The sequence below is a fragment of the Sulfuricaulis limicola genome (genome assembly GCF_002355735.1).
In the GTDB taxonomy this organism is placed as follows: Bacteria; Pseudomonadota; Gammaproteobacteria; order Acidiferrobacterales; family Sulfurifustaceae; genus Sulfuricaulis; species Sulfuricaulis limicola.
This window is the reverse complement of sequence record NZ_AP014879.1, coordinates 2,851,122-2,864,672: the sequence shown is the minus strand read 5'-3', so window position 1 is coordinate 2,864,672 and position 13,551 is coordinate 2,851,122. Positions and strand designations below refer to the sequence as shown.

Below are 13,551 nucleotides of genomic sequence, written 5' to 3'. Positions count from 1 at the left end.
GTTGACAAACCTCGCTGAGAGGCAGTAAGTTTGCCGCCCTTTTTGCCGCCAAGGTGGCGGCGAGAACCACCGACAGCCAAGAACCGACCCGATGAAACGCACATATCAACCCAGCGTGCTCAAACGCAAGCGCACCCACGGCTTCCGTGTCCGCATGAAGACCACCGGCGGACGCCGCATACTTGCCCGGCGCCGCGCCAAGGGCCGCAAGCGCCTGAGCGCCTGATCTTGCCGCACGCCCGTCGCGGGCTCCCCCGATCGCACCGGTTGCGGCGGCCGGCGGAGTTCAAGACGGTGTTGAAGGGCAGCCTGCGCTGGCGTGATGATTTTTTCGGCATTTACGCGCTTCCCAATCCACATCCGTTCGGGCGTTTAGGGGTCGTCGTGTCGCGCAAGACATCGCCCCGGGCGGTGGTGCGTAACCGGGTCAAACGCCAGATACGCGAGGCGTTCCGTGGCCGCCAGGAAAAGCTGGAAGGCCTGGACTTTGTGGTGGTGGCGAGCCCCAAGGCTGGTCGGGCGCAAACCGCCTCGCTGCGTGCCTCGCTGCAGCAATTATGGGAAAAGGTAGAGCAACGGTGCAAAAAATCCTGATCGCCCTGATTCGTGCCTATCGCTATCTGCTGAGCCCCTGGTTCGGACAGGCCTGCCGGTTTCACCCGAGCTGTTCGCATTACGCGCTGGAGTCGATCGAAATCCATGGCAGCGCGCGCGGTTCGTGGCTGGCACTGCGCCGGCTATTGCGCTGCCACCCGTGGCACGCCGGCGGCTACGATCCGGTACCTCCCGTCACGCACTCTCATTCGGACCACGCCCACCGCCATGGATAATCAACGCCTGTTCCTGTTCTTCGCGCTGGCCATGGTGTTGATGCTGATCTGGCAGGCCTGGGAACAACACAATGTCCCGCCGCCGGTTCCGGCAAGTACGACGGCTCCCGGCGCACCGGCGCCAGCCACCGCCCCCGGGGTGCCGCAGGCACCGGTAACGCGCGCGGCCGAGGCCACGGCGGCAACTCCCAAACCCGCCGAGGTGCTGGCGAGCGGCGCGCGCATCCAGGTACGCACTGACGTGATGGATGCCGTGATTGATAGTCAGGGCGGCGATGTGCGCGAGCTGAGTCTGCGCCAATACCCGGTGGCCCTGGACAAGCCGGCAGAGGCGTTCCCGCTGATGCGAGATGCCGGACCGGAACTGTTCATCGCCCAGTCGGGCCTGATTGGTCTGGAGGGGCAATACCCCACCCACCGCACGCTGTTCACGGCCGAGGCCACCCGCTACACCCTGGCCGACGCCCAGAATGAGCTGCGCGTGCCGTTGAGCTGGCGCGCCCCCGACGGCGTGCGTTACACCAAGACCTACATTTTCCGTCGCGGCAGTTACGTGGTGGACGTCGAGTTCGCGGTGATGAATGACACGCGACGCGAGTGGACGGGCTACCTGTACGGCCAGTTCCAGCGCATGCACACCGCCACCACCGGTATTTTCAGCGTGGCGCCGAGCTACACCGGTGGCGCGATTTACACCCCCGAAAACAAATACGAAAAAATCCCGCTCGACAAAATGGCCGAGAAGCCGCTCAAGCGCGAAGTCACGGGCGGCTGGGTGGCGATGTTGCAGCATTACTTCGTGGGCTCGTGGATGCCGGCGCCGGACCAGCGCAACGAGTTCTACACCGATGTGCCGGATGGCACGCGCCACGTGCTCGGCTTCAAGAACCTGAACCCGACCAAAATAGCGCCTGGCGGGAACGGCGTTATCCGCGCCTCGATGTACGCCGGCCCCAAGGAACAGAAGATTCTCAAGACCTTGCCGGCCGAGGGCATGAATCTCACGGTGGATTACGGCTTCCTCACCGTCATTTCCGCACCGCTGTTCTGGCTGTTGTCCTGGTTGCACCGGCTGCTGGGCAACTGGGGCTGGGCCATCATCCTGCTCACGGTGCTGATCAAGGCCGTGTTCTATCCGCTGTCGGCGAAGAGCTACAAGTCGATGGCGCACATGCGCAAGATGCAGCCCAAGATGGCGGCGCTCAAGGAGCGCTACGGCGACGACCGCCAGAAGCTCAACCAGGCGATGATGGAGTTGTACAAGACCGAGAAGATCAACCCGCTCGGCGGCTGCCTGCCTATTCTTATACAGATCCCGGTGTTCCTCGCCCTCTACTGGGTGCTGCTCGAGAGCGTCGAGATGCGCCAGGCGCCGTGGGTCCTGTGGATCAAGGACCTGTCGTCGCAGGATCCGTATTACATTCTGCCGATCATCATGGGCGCCTCGATGTTCGTGCAGCAGAAGCTCAATCCGCAGCCGCTCGATCCGATCCAGCAGAAGGTGTTCATGGTGATGCCGTTCATGTTCACCGCCATGTTCCTGTTCTTCCCCGCGGGCCTGGTGCTGTACTGGACGGTGAACAACATCCTGTCCATCGCGCAGCAGTGGCGCATCACGCGCGTCGTCGAGGGCAAGAAGTAACGCCGTATCACACCGGCCGTGATCCCCGCCGCCACCATTGCCGCTGTTGCCACGCCGCCCGGGCGTGGCGGCATCGGCATCGTGCGCGTCTCCGGTTCCGCCACACGCCACATCGCCGAGGGTATGCTCGGTGAACTCCCCAAGCCGCGCCACGCGAGTTTCGCGAATTTTCTGGATGCGGCAAGTCAACCCATCGATCAGGGCTTGGCGATATTTTTTCCCGCGCCGCATTCATTCACTGGCGAGGACGTGCTCGAACTGCATGGTCACGGCGGGCCGGTGGTGCTCGACATGCTGTTGAATCGTGCCCTCGAGCTCGGCGCACGCCTTGCGCGCCCCGGTGAATTTTCCGAACGTGCCTTCCTGAACGGCAAGCTCGATCTGGCCCAGGCCGAGGCCGTAGCCGATCTCATCGAGGCCGGTTCGGAGACGGCCGCACGCTCGGCGCTGCGCTCGCTCGAGGGCGAGTTTTCGCAACGCGTGCATGCGCTGGTCGAAGGCCTCACGCGCCTGCGCCTGTACGTCGAGGCCGCGATCGATTTTCCGGAGGAGGAAATCGATTTCCTGGCGGACGCACGCGTGACGCAGGAGCTCGACGTGCTGGCGCAGGACATCGAAAAGCTTCTCGCTTCCACGCAGCAGGGCGTGCTGCTGCACGACGGCATGACGGTGGTGCTGGCCGGCCCGCCGAACGCCGGCAAATCGAGTTTGCTCAACGCGCTGGCCGCGCGCGACACCGCCATCGTCAGCGCCATTCCCGGCACCACGCGCGACGTCTTGCGCGAACGCATCCATCTCGACGGCATGCCGCTGCACATCGTCGACACCGCCGGCCTGCGCGCATCGCGCGACGAGATCGAATCCGAGGGTATCCGCCGCGCGCGCGAGCAGATGGAGCGCGCCGACCGCGTGTTGCTGGTGCTGGACGACTCAGCCCACGAGGTGCTTCCGGCCGAAGTCCTGCAACATGTCCCGGAGAAACTTCCGCGCACCGTGATCCGCAACAAGATTGATCTCACCGGCCGTGCCGCCGGCATGACAAAAAAAACGGATGAAACCGAAATCGCGCTGTCGGTCAAAACCGGTGCCGGCCTGGATGCGCTGCGCCGGCATCTGAAAGAGTGCATGGGATTCCAGACCGCGGGCGAAGGCACCTTCATGGCGCGCCGGCGCCATCTCGATGCCATCCGCCGCGCGCAGGCCTGCCTGGTTCAGGGTCAGGCACGGCTCCGGGAATCGCACGCCGGGGAGTTGCTGGCGGAAGAACTGCGCCTGGCGCAGCAGGCGCTGTCCGAAATCACCGGCGAGTTCACGCCGGAGGATCTGCTGGGGAAAATCTTTTCCAGCTTTTGCATCGGTAAATAGCAATCCGTTGCAGTGCGCCCCGCCCGGCGCCAGAATGGGCCGCGGCATGGATTTTGGCGCCGTCCACCAAACACGCAAACATGGAGAGTGACATGGGAGACATCAGGAAGTCGTCGGATGCACAGGAAGGAAGAGACCGCGCGGAAGCGATGAAACAGTTGCGCACCGCGATGCGCGAGAAGAACGAATGCCTGCAGGAGCAGGCACACTGTGACAACGCGCGGCGCGCCATTATCGACAGCATGCGCCCCCTCATGAAGCTCGACCGCGAATATTTTCAGAGCTTCTTCAAGGGCCACCAGGAATTTGCTGCGCGCTTCAACGATTACAAATACGTTGAAGAGTTGTGCACGGTGGTATGCGCGGTGGACGGGTGGGTCAGTGGTCCGGGAGATGCGTTGCCGGCCGGAGACGACCCTTACGCCCAGATTGCCTGGATCGGCGGCCTCAATTTGCACACCCACGCGAGCCTTTACTTCGGTTTTTCCAAAAAAGAAATGCTGCGCTGCTTCCAGCTGGTGCAGGAAATGAAAACGCTTGAAATCGAGTCCGTGACGCGGCCCTATTTCGAATTTCCGGAGATCCGCCTCAGGGACTCGGAAGACTGGATGCTGTATTACACGGCCGCGGTGACGCTCAAGTTCCGTGAAGCGGTGTACGCGCTTGATCAGCGCCGCGGCGAGTTTGGCATCTCGGAAGCATTGCGTGACGATATCCTTGGCGCCATCAAGTCCACATACTGGTGGCGCTACATGATGATGGCGCGCGTCATCGAGCAGGCCGCCGCCGGGCTTCCGCCCGACATACGCGCACGCGTAGAGTCCGAAACCGAGCAGGAAGAAACCGCAGAGGCCTGAACGCGCTTAAACGCGGAAATTCGCGACGCGTTTTTTCAGAGAGACGGATTTCTTGCGGTCAGATGTGGCGCGACCGTAACGCAGATCTTCATAGAGTCCGGTGATTTCCGAAATCGACATCGCCAGGTCCGCACGCTGGCGCGCGGCGCGCGCGGCGAAGGCATGTGAACCTTCGTGCGGCGCGCGCGTCAGGCCGGCGCGCGCGAGCTTGCGGCAGAAGCGCAGATAGGCCACCTGCGCCGGGTCGGTGGATTTTTTCGGGCGCCATAACAGCAGCGCATAAATCAGCATGACCAGCAGCACACCAGTGGTCAACAAACCGGTCAACCGGCCCCAGGAAATATCCTCGAGCCCAAGCGATGTAAGCAACCGCTCTTGGCGCTCCTTGCCATAGTCCACCACCCAGCGGTACCACGCGAGATTGGTGTAATCCCAGTACCAGCGCGCTTGCCGTGCCATGACCTCGAACCAGCCCAGCTCCAGCACGCGCAAAACCGCATCGCTGGAAAGGCTGCCCAACGCCAGTCCCTGCTGTTCCAGGCGGCGCACGGCGTCGAGCCCGAGTTCGATGCGCTCGGGGGCGATGGCGCCGGTCGGGTCCACGCGCACCCAGCCGCGCCCCGCCAGCCAGATCTCGGCCCAGGCATGGGCGTCAGACTGGCGCACGATCAGATAGTCCCCGGCAGTATTGAGCTCGCCGCCGAGGTAGCCGACCACGACGCGGCTGGGGATACCGGCGGCGCGCATGAGCGCCACGAAGGCCGCGGCATAGTGCTCGCAGAAGCCGCGGCGCGTGCCGAACAGGAATTCGTCCACCGGGTTGTCGCCCAATAGCGGCGGGCTCAGGGTGTAAACGAAGTTTTCCCGGCGGAAATAATCGAGGGCAGCCTGCGCGATCTGCTGCGGGTTGCCGTTTTCGCGCTGCCATCGCGCAGCCAGGGCGCGGGCGCGCGGCCCGGCGTCCGGCGGCAGTTGCAATGCGTGCTCGCGTTCCGCTGGCTCGAGCGCCCCGGTGTTGTAACGGGTATAAGAGGTCAGCGTGTAATTCAGGCGTTCGCGGATCGGCTCGCGGTGTTCGAGCGTGAAGTCCGCTCCATAGCGCGCCCCTTGGGGCCGTATCGCCGGCAGGTCGAGCGCCGGCATCCACGGCTTGTTGCTGGGTTCGAGCGTAACGTGATAGCGCCTCGCCTCGCCCTGCGGAACGAACGGCGTGACTTCCGCTTTTGGCGCCTGGACTCGCTGCCAGCCGCGCCCGTCGAAGCCGGTAAACACCAGCCCGCGCCAGTAGAGCTCGCTCTGCCTGGGCGGGGCGCCGTCAAAGTCGACGCGGAAGGCAACCTCGGAGGATTCACTGAGACTCCGTATGCTGCCCGGCTGCATCGTGTCCGGCATGCCGGTGAGGCCGCTATGGGCGTCCGCCGGCAGGCCCCACAGCGTGCCGCTGATGCGCGGGAACAGCAGGTAGACGACGAGCATGAGGGGCGCGGCCTTGGCCAGCATCACACCCGACAGACGCAACCGCTGCGACCGGTCCAGCCCCGTGGGTTGTGTCAGATGCACCAGCGCCGCCGTGCTCGCGGTCGTCGCGAGCAGTGCCCAGGCGCCGAGCCAGAGCGATTGACCATAGAGAAAGCTGCCGAGGATGATGAGATAAAAAACAAAAAGACTGACGACCAAGTCGCGCGTTGTTTTCAGTTCCAGGAATTTCAAACCGATCAGCGTGATCAGCAGCGCCATGCCCGGGTCGCGCCCGAGCAGCGTATGGTATTGACGGAACACCGCCGCCAGGGTGAGCAGCATCAGACCGAAGCGCACCAGCCGGCCCGGGCGATACCACTGGAAAACCTCGATGCCATAGCGCCAGGAAGCACTGGCGACAAATACGCCAATGATCCACAGGGGCAGCTCGAAGGCGTGTGGCGCCACCGCGAAACCTCCGGCGGCTATCAGGCTCTGCAGCACGCGCCGGTCGACTGACAGGGCGTTCATGGTTTCAGCCCGAACAGCGCCAGTCGCTTCAGGCACTCGTGCTGATGCGCTTCACCGTTCGACGGATTGAGCGACCGCTCCGGCAGACGCAGGCCGTAGAGCGTGCCTTCATGCTCGGCATCGAGCACCCAACGGGTCAGAATCGAGAGGCGCGTTTCCGTGTCGAGGCCTTCCAGCGTGTCCCAGTCAAACCAGACCGTGGCCTGATAACCGCCGCCGAATTGCTTGACGTGCCAGGGCTCCCCGCGCGCCACGGCTTTCCAGTCCACGTGCCGTGGCGAATCGCCGGGCTGGAACTCGCGTGCGCCGATGTAATCGTCGCCGCCGGCCCGGATTCCCACCACAGGTTCGAGCGAGACCTCCGCGAGGGTGCGCAGCGGGGTCGGTAGTGCCGGCCGCGGATAGACCAGACAGGTTTGTTCCAGCAGCACGCGCCGCGACCAGGAATACAGCAGGCCAAGCGGAAAGCGAGTGATCAACGTCACCGCCGGCATGGTGAGCGGACCGCGTTTCACGGCCGGAACGCTCAGGTTGACGTCGGCCGAGCCGCGCGGCGCGATGTCCACGCGCGCGATTTCCTTTTTGTCATGCATGACGACGACGCCGAAACGCGGTGTGTCGCTGTCGTTCGCAAGATGAATTCTGAATATCGCCGTTTCACCGGCAAACACCGGCGCACATGCGGCGGCACTGAGCCGTAACCGGAAAAGATTGCGGTGGGTGTAGAGCATGGACACCACCGCAAGCGAGCCGAGCAGGAAGGTGAGCGCGTAGGCGAGCCCGTTGCCGTAATTAATCGCCGCCAGCAGCTGCACCACGAGCAAGGCCGCGAACAGCAGCCCGAAACGGGTCGGCAGCATGAACAGCTGTCGGCGCCCCAGGACGACTTCGGCGGGCGCGGCGGACATCAGGGGATGGGAACGGACTCGAGCAGGCGCGTGATATTGACCGTGCGACCGCCGCTCGCGGGACGCAGGCGATGACCGATCACCGATGGAGCGACCGCTTGCACGTCTTCCGGCAGTACCATGTCGCGTCCGGCCAGCAGCGCCCAGGCGCGCGCCGCCGCGACCAGCGAAAGCCCCGCGCGCGGCGACAGTCCTTCGGCGAACTCGCCGGCGCGGCGCGTGGCGTCCAGCAGGTTCTGCACGTAATCGAGCAGGGGATCGGCAGTGTGCACGCGCGCCGCCAGTTGTTGCATGGCGGCGAGCTTGTCGGCGCCGATCACGGGCTGCAACGATTCGACCAGCTCACGCCGGTCGCGACCTTTCAACAGCGCGCGCTCGGCGGCGCGGTCCGGGTAGCCCATCTCGATGCGCATGAGGAAGCGGTCGAGCTGTGACTCCGGCAGGGGAAAGGTGCCGATCAGGTGATGCGGGTTCTGCGTCGCGATGACGAAAAACGGTTGTGGCAGCTTGTGCGTCACGCCGTCGGCCGTGACCTGGCGCTCTTCCATGGCCTCGAGCAGCGCGCTCTGGGTCTTGGGTGTGGCGCGGTTGATTTCATCGGCCAGCACCAGCTGCGAGAAAACCGGCCCCGGGTGATACACGAAATTCTTGGTGTCGGCCTGGTAGATCGAAACGCCGAGAATGTCGGCCGGCAGCAGGTCGGCGGTGAACTGGATGCGCTGGAATTGCAGCCCCAATACCTTCGCCAGCACATGCGCCAGCGTGGTCTTGCCCACCCCCGGCAGGTCCTCGATCAGCAGGTGGCCGCGCGCCAACAGACAGGCGAGCGACAAGCGCGCCTGGCGTTCCTTGCCGAGCACGATCTGACCGATCCGGTTAATAACCGTATCCAGAATGTGGGCGGGCTGATTCTGTTTTTCCGGGGCGAGGGCCATGTGTGTTGCCGGGTATTCACGTAAGACCGGGTGGTCCTCTCAAAGTTATAGCCGAAACCGCCCGAAGGTGAAATTCGCGCGCGCGTGGCTTATGATCCTTCGCCCCTGATTTACCGTGTTCGTCCAGAGGGTTAGATGCTGCACCCGGAACATTACGATGTCATCGTCATCGGCGGCGGTCATGCCGGTACCGAGGCCGCTGCGGCCAGCGCGCGCCTGGGCGCCAAGACCCTGCTGCTGACGCAGAACATCGAGACCCTCGGCCAGATGTCCTGCAATCCCGCCATCGGCGGGATCGGCAAGGGGCATCTGGTGAAGGAAATCGACGCGCTCGGCGGCGTGATGGCGCGCGCCACCGACCGCGCCGGCATCCAGTTCCGCATTCTCAACGCGCGCAAGGGCCCGGCGGTGCGCGCCACGCGCGCCCAGGCCGACCGCCAGCTGTACAAGGCCGCGGTGCGCGCGACGCTGGAAAACCGGGAAAACCTGACGCTGTTCCAGCAGGCGGTCGAGGACCTGATCGTCGAGGGCGGGCGCGTCACCGGCGTGGTCACGGCCATGGGCGTGCAGTTCCGCGCCCGCGCCGTGGTGCTGACCACGGGCACTTTCCTGGGCGGAAAAATTCACATCGGTCTTTCCCATTACCAGGGCGGGCGCGCCGGCGATCCGCCGTCGAACGCACTGGCCGCGCGCCTGCGCGAACTGCCGTTGCGCGTGGGACGTCTCAAGACCGGCACGCCGCCACGCATCGATGGCCGCAGCATCGATTACTCGGCGCTGCAGGCGCAGCCGGGCGACGAACCGACACCGGTGTTTTCCTTCATGGGTTCGCGCGAAGAACATCCGCGCCAGGTGAGTTGCCACATTACTTATACCAACGAGCGCACGCATGAAATCATTCGCGCCGGGCTCGATCGCTCGCCGATGTACACCGGCGTGATCGAAGGCGTGGGACCGCGCTACTGTCCCTCGGTCGAGGACAAGATCCACCGTTTCGCCGACAAGGACCGGCACCAGATTTTCGTCGAGCCCGAAGGGCTCAACACCCACGAGGTCTATCCCAACGGCATTTCCACCAGCCTGCCGTTCGATGTGCAGTACGATCTGGTGCGCACGATAAAAGGTTTCGAGAAGGCGGTGATCACGCGCCCGGGCTATGCCATCGAGTACGATTATTTCGATCCACGCGACTTGCAGCCGACGCTGGAAACCAAAAATCTGCCGGGCCTGTTTTTTGCCGGCCAGATCAACGGCACCACCGGTTACGAAGAAGCGGCGGCGCAGGGCCTGATCGCCGGCATCAACGCCGCGCGCCAAGTACAGGGAAAAACAGCATGGTGGCCGCGGCGTGACCAGGCCTATATCGGCGTGATGCTGGACGATCTCATCACACGCGGCGTCACCGAACCGTATCGCATGTTCACTTCGCGCGCCGAGTATCGCCTGCAGTTGCGCGAGGACAATGCCGATCTGCGTCTGACCGAAACCGGCCACGAACTCGGCTTGATTGATGAGGCACGCTGGCAGCGCTTCAGTGACAAGCGTGAAATGATCGCGTGCGAACAGGAGCGCCTGAACCAGACCTGGCTGCGTCCGGAATCCCTGCCGGCGGACGACGTTGCGCGCGTCGTTGGCCAGCCGCTGACACGCGAGGCCAGCCTGCTGGAATTGCTGCGCCGTCCGGAGGTTTCTTATGAGGCGCTGATGTCCCTGACCGGCGCGGGGCCGGCGGTCGCCGATGCCGAGGTCGCGCAACAGCTGGAAATCCAGGCAAAATATGCCGGTTACATCGAGCGCCAGGCACAGGAAATCGAACTGCACCGCCGGCATGAGGAAACGGCGCTGCCGCCGGATCTGGATTATCACAACGTCCATGGGCTGTCGGTCGAGGTGCGCCAGAAGCTGGCGGCGCACCGGCCGGCCACGCTCGGCCAGGCCGGACGCCTTTCCGGCATGACCCCGGCCGCCATCTCGCTGCTGCTCATCCATCTGCGCCGCCGCGCCTAGCCGCCGGATCCCGAGGCGCAGGGCGCCTCCTTTCCGAGGCGAAGCTTTTTCGAAAGGAGGACGCCGGGCTGCCACATGAGACAATGTTCTTTGAGGCGCAGTGGCTGCCACCGCCGAAAGAGCGTTCGCCTCGGGCGGTGGCAGCCCCTTCGGAGACGGCGGCAGGTGCGCCCAAGGAATAATGCAAGTCGAAGCCCCGGCGGCCGTTGCTGAACGAGTATTCGCCTTCGGCACTGGGCGCCGCGGCGCCCTCGATTACAGCGTCTACAATGGGGACGTTGATCCCAAGGGAACCACGCGCACTGGAGGCGAGACGATGCAGATCACCCCGGACAGTATGTGGTATTACCTGGTTGTGCTGCTGATCATCGGCAATGTCTTCGCGTTTGGTATCGGTGTGCTGATGCTGGCGGCGCCGCAGCAACTGGGTGCTGTTTTCAAATTTTCCAATCGCTGGATTTCCACGCGCAAGCTGACCAAGCCGCTGGAAAAACCGCGTCCGACCGAGCGCGTCTTGCTGCGCTATCCGCGCGTGCTGGGCGCGATCCTGCTGGCCAGCGCGACACTGATCCTGATCAAGGGCACGATCATCGCCACCGGCATGAGCGTCGCCGAGGGCGGCGGCCTGCTGGCGCGACTCTATGGCGCCACGGATAATTCAGGCGGTCTGTGGGACATCCTGTGGATCAGCCTGGTCGCCTTCATCCTGCTGGGGGCGCTGACGGCGGTCGTGGTGGGGCTGACGTCGTTGATCAGGCCCGGCCAGCTCAAGCACTGGGGCAAGTCCAGCAATCGCTGGGTATCCACGCGCAAGCTGACCAAGCCGCTCGATACCCCGCATTATCAGCTGGATAAACTGGTGCTGGCCCGGCCGCGCCTGTGGGGCGGCGTGATTACCGTGGTGGCACTGTTTTCCGCCGTGGTGCTGTGGTGGTTCGTGCTCGGCGTTTGAGCTGACCCGCTGCGCCGATACGCCCCGATCAAGGCAACGGGTTGGTCGCCACGGAGGTGGGTGTTTCGGGTTGTTTCAGGTAGCTGAAGGTGTTGACGCTCAGCGTGCCGCCGGCGGCATCCACCACCGAGACCTTCCATTCGCCGGTCCAGGCCGGATCCAGGGTTTTTGTCGAGTAGGCGCGCCAGCGCGACGTTCCCACCTTGATCGGTACTTCCAGGATGATCTTGCCGTTGTATTCCCACCGGTGCATGACCGTCTGCCCGGCCATGTCGTGAATTTCCGTGAAGTAAACAATGCGGGTCAGATCGTTCGTGAGCGCCGATATGGCATCGACCGGTTCGAGGGACTTGATGTCGCGGGTAAACTGCGAGCGCGTGACAACGCCGGGAATCAACACCGCCGCTTTGGCCGATGCCTCGGATGGTTCCGCTTCGTCGGCGGCCCGTGCCGGCAGGGACAGGCCGAGCAGGCCGGTGGCGAAAATCAGAAAAAATGCCTTCATATCCAGAATCCGTTTGAAGCCGGTTTAAATAAAAGCTTAGGACAGGGTCCGGCGGGCGGATAGCGCAAAAGGGACGAAGGGCTTAAATTGCAGGACAGGATGCGCGCCAAAATAATCCGCGGCGAAATGGGAGGACCATGAAGCTCGAAAAACGCCTGCAACAGGGCCTGCACGAAATGGGTGTAGCGCTACCGCCGCCGGCGGTGGAAAAGCTGCTGAATTTCCTGCAACTCCTCGAAAAGTGGAACCAGACCTACAACCTCACCGCCGTGCGCGACCCCGAACAGATGGTGCCGCGGCACCTGCTCGACAGCCTGTCGGTGTTGCCGTATCTGCACGGGCCGCGCGTGCTCGACATCGGCACCGGCGCCGGGCTGCCCGGCATTCCGCTGGCGCTGGCGCGTCCCGATCTCCAGTTCACCCTGCTCGACAGCAACGCCAAGAAAACCCGTTTCGCCACCCAGGCGCTGCACGAACTGGGCCTGAAAAATGCAGCGGTCGTGCAGGAGCGCGTCGAGAAATTCCATCCGGCGGAAAAATTCGATACGCTGATTGCTCGCGCGTTCGCGTCCATTCCTGATATGCTGGCCGCGAGTCGCCACCTGTGCGCGCCGGGCGGCCGCTTCCTCGTCATGAAGGGTGTGTTTCCCCAGGAAGAGCTGGCGGCGGTCACGGACGGATACCGCGCCGAAGTGAAGGCGCTGACGATCCCGGGCCTGGACGCCGCGCGGCACATGGTCATCCTGGCGCCGGTGAATTGACGCGGAAGGAGCAGCTGTCCGATGGGCAAGGTCATAGCCATCACCAATCAGAAAGGCGGGGTCGGCAAGACCACGACCAGCATCAACCTGGCCGCCTCGCTGGCCAAGACGCGCCGGCGCGTGATGCTGATCGACAACGATCCGCAGGGCAACGCCACCATGGGCAGCGGCGTCAACAAGCAGGCCAATCGCGTCACGACGTATGAAGTCCTGATCGGCCTCGAGCCGATCGAGGCGGCGCGCGTGCCGGTCGAAGGCGGTTACGATCTGGTGCCGGCCAACAGCCAGCTGTCCGGCGCGGAGGTCGAATTGATCGAGATCGAGCGGCGCGAGCGGCGCCTGCGCGACGCGCTCGAGAACGTGCGCGCGCAATACGATTACATCCTGATTGATTGTCCGCCGGCGCTGAACCTGCTGACGGTCAATGCGCTGGTGGCGGCGCAGTCGGTGATCATTCCGATGCAGTGCGAGTATTATGCGCTCGAAGGGCTGACCGCGCTGCTCAACACCATCCGCAAGATACGCGACACGCTGAACCCGCAACTGGAGATCGAAGGCCTGCTGCGCACCATGTACGATCCGCGTAACAATCTCGACAACGAGGTCTCGGCGCAATTGAAACAGCACTTCGGCGACAAGCTCTACCGCACCGTCATCCCGCGCAACATCCGCCTGGCGGAGGCGCCGTCGCACGGCAAGCCGGTGATCGCCTACGACATGCAGTCCAAGGGTGCACAGGCCTATCTGGCGCTGGCGGGCGAGATGCTGCGCCGCGGCGAAGAAGTCGTGGCCGCATGAGG

14 protein-coding genes are annotated in these 13,551 nt (G+C 64.0%); 10 read left to right on the top strand and 4 right to left on the bottom strand.

Features of this window, described 5'->3' with window-relative positions:
* The first annotated feature begins 91 nt into the window (after positions 1 to 91).
* From rpmH to SCL_RS13850, 6 genes are all read left to right on the top strand, one after another.
* A complete protein-coding gene (gene rpmH, locus SCL_RS13875) occupies positions 92 to 226 on the top strand; it encodes a 50S ribosomal protein L34 (protein ID WP_096361770.1) in 135 nt (44 codons plus the stop codon).
* Positions 227 to 228: 2 nt separating this feature from the next.
* Positions 229 to 594, top strand: coding sequence for a ribonuclease P protein component (gene rnpA / locus SCL_RS14310; RefSeq protein WP_172426066.1), 366 nt, complete (start codon positions 229 to 231; stop codon positions 592 to 594).
* Positions 579 to 830: a membrane protein insertion efficiency factor YidD gene (gene yidD, locus SCL_RS13865; protein ID WP_096361769.1), complete on the top strand. Its 252-nt coding sequence runs from the start codon at positions 579 to 581 to the stop codon at positions 828 to 830. Before rnpA ends, yidD begins: the two co-directional genes overlap by 16 nt.
* The gene (gene yidC / locus SCL_RS13860; RefSeq protein ID WP_096361768.1) at positions 823 to 2,472 is read left to right on the top strand and encodes a membrane protein insertase YidC; all 1,650 of its coding nucleotides are present in this window, start codon (positions 823 to 825) and stop codon (positions 2,470 to 2,472) included. The genes yidD and yidC overlap by 8 nt, the downstream gene beginning before the upstream one ends.
* Before the next feature lie 18 nt (positions 2,473 to 2,490).
* Positions 2,491 to 3,837 (top strand): tRNA uridine-5-carboxymethylaminomethyl(34) synthesis GTPase MnmE, encoded by a 1,347-nt coding sequence (gene mnmE / locus SCL_RS13855; protein WP_096361767.1) that lies wholly within the window; start codon positions 2,491 to 2,493, stop codon positions 3,835 to 3,837.
* 92 nt (positions 3,838 to 3,929) lie between these two features.
* Positions 3,930 to 4,694, top strand: a complete 765-nt coding sequence (locus SCL_RS13850; protein WP_148665109.1) for a hypothetical protein — start codon at positions 3,930 to 3,932, stop codon at positions 4,692 to 4,694.
* A 6-nt stretch (positions 4,695 to 4,700) separates the two neighbouring features.
* Here SCL_RS13850 and SCL_RS13845 read toward each other — a convergent pair whose 3' ends face one another.
* From SCL_RS13845 to SCL_RS13835, 3 genes are read right to left on the bottom strand one after another with little or no spacing between them, the layout of a single operon-like run.
* Positions 4,701 to 6,683 carry a transglutaminase TgpA family protein gene (locus SCL_RS13845; RefSeq protein WP_096361765.1) on the bottom strand — a complete coding sequence of 661 codons (1,983 nt, stop codon included), beginning with the start codon at positions 6,681 to 6,683 and terminating at the stop codon, positions 4,701 to 4,703.
* Positions 6,680 to 7,591, bottom strand: coding sequence for a DUF58 domain-containing protein (locus SCL_RS13840; RefSeq protein ID WP_096361764.1), 912 nt, complete (start codon positions 7,589 to 7,591; stop codon positions 6,680 to 6,682). The genes SCL_RS13845 and SCL_RS13840 overlap by 4 nt, the downstream gene beginning before the upstream one ends.
* Positions 7,591 to 8,526 carry an AAA family ATPase gene (locus SCL_RS13835; RefSeq protein WP_096361763.1) on the bottom strand — a complete coding sequence of 312 codons (936 nt, stop codon included), beginning with the start codon at positions 8,524 to 8,526 and terminating at the stop codon, positions 7,591 to 7,593. The genes SCL_RS13840 and SCL_RS13835 overlap by 1 nt, the downstream gene beginning before the upstream one ends.
* 135 nt (positions 8,527 to 8,661) lie before the next feature.
* Between SCL_RS13835 and mnmG the strand changes: the two genes are divergently transcribed.
* Together mnmG and SCL_RS13825 are read left to right on the top strand one after the other, a co-directional pair.
* Positions 8,662 to 10,533 (top strand): tRNA uridine-5-carboxymethylaminomethyl(34) synthesis enzyme MnmG, encoded by a 1,872-nt coding sequence (gene mnmG / locus SCL_RS13830; protein WP_096361762.1) that lies wholly within the window; start codon positions 8,662 to 8,664, stop codon positions 10,531 to 10,533.
* A gap of 181 nt (positions 10,534 to 10,714) precedes the next feature.
* Positions 10,715 to 11,485, top strand: coding sequence for a hypothetical protein (locus SCL_RS13825; RefSeq protein ID WP_096361761.1), 771 nt, complete (start codon positions 10,715 to 10,717; stop codon positions 11,483 to 11,485).
* 28 nt (positions 11,486 to 11,513) lie between these two features.
* Here the strand turns inward: SCL_RS13825 and SCL_RS13820 are convergent, their stop codons facing one another.
* Entirely contained in the window at positions 11,514 to 11,990 is a 477-nt protein-coding gene (locus SCL_RS13820; RefSeq protein ID WP_096361760.1) for a DUF2914 domain-containing protein, read from the bottom strand.
* A gap of 137 nt (positions 11,991 to 12,127) precedes the next feature.
* Here SCL_RS13820 and rsmG point away from each other — a divergent pair, with 137 nt between their 5' ends.
* Together rsmG and SCL_RS13810 are read left to right on the top strand one after the other, a co-directional pair.
* Positions 12,128 to 12,751: a 16S rRNA (guanine(527)-N(7))-methyltransferase RsmG gene (rsmG, locus tag SCL_RS13815; RefSeq protein ID WP_096361759.1), complete on the top strand. Its 624-nt coding sequence runs from the start codon at positions 12,128 to 12,130 to the stop codon at positions 12,749 to 12,751.
* 21 nt (positions 12,752 to 12,772) lie between these two features.
* Complete coding sequence (locus tag SCL_RS13810; protein ID WP_096361758.1) at positions 12,773 to 13,549, top strand: ParA family protein; 777 nt, start codon at positions 12,773 to 12,775, stop codon at positions 13,547 to 13,549.
* Positions 13,550 to 13,551 lie beyond the last annotated feature (2 nt).

Excerpts from the sequence above, each read along its gene's own strand:
- mnmG (WP_096361762.1), top strand. The coding sequence starts at position 8,662 with ATGCTGCACCCGGAACATTACGATGTCATCGTCATCGGCGGCGGTCAT.
- SCL_RS13840 (WP_096361764.1), bottom strand. The coding sequence starts at position 7,591 with ATGTCCGCCGCGCCCGCCGAAGTCGTCCTGGGGCGCCGACAGCTGTTC.
- SCL_RS13825 (WP_096361761.1), top strand. The coding sequence starts at position 10,715 with ATGCAAGTCGAAGCCCCGGCGGCCGTTGCTGAACGAGTATTCGCCTTC.
- SCL_RS13850 (WP_148665109.1), top strand. The coding sequence starts at position 3,930 with ATGGGAGACATCAGGAAGTCGTCGGATGCACAGGAAGGAAGAGACCGC.
- rsmG (WP_096361759.1), top strand. The coding sequence starts at position 12,128 with ATGAAGCTCGAAAAACGCCTGCAACAGGGCCTGCACGAAATGGGTGTA.
- SCL_RS13845 (WP_096361765.1), bottom strand. The coding sequence starts at position 6,683 with ATGAACGCCCTGTCAGTCGACCGGCGCGTGCTGCAGAGCCTGATAGCC.
- SCL_RS13835 (WP_096361763.1), bottom strand. The coding sequence starts at position 8,526 with ATGGCCCTCGCCCCGGAAAAACAGAATCAGCCCGCCCACATTCTGGAT.
- SCL_RS13810 (WP_096361758.1), top strand. The coding sequence starts at position 12,773 with ATGGGCAAGGTCATAGCCATCACCAATCAGAAAGGCGGGGTCGGCAAG.
- SCL_RS13820 (WP_096361760.1), bottom strand. The coding sequence starts at position 11,990 with ATGAAGGCATTTTTTCTGATTTTCGCCACCGGCCTGCTCGGCCTGTCC.
- rpmH (WP_096361770.1), top strand. The coding sequence starts at position 92 with ATGAAACGCACATATCAACCCAGCGTGCTCAAACGCAAGCGCACCCAC.
- yidC (WP_096361768.1), top strand. The coding sequence starts at position 823 with ATGGATAATCAACGCCTGTTCCTGTTCTTCGCGCTGGCCATGGTGTTG.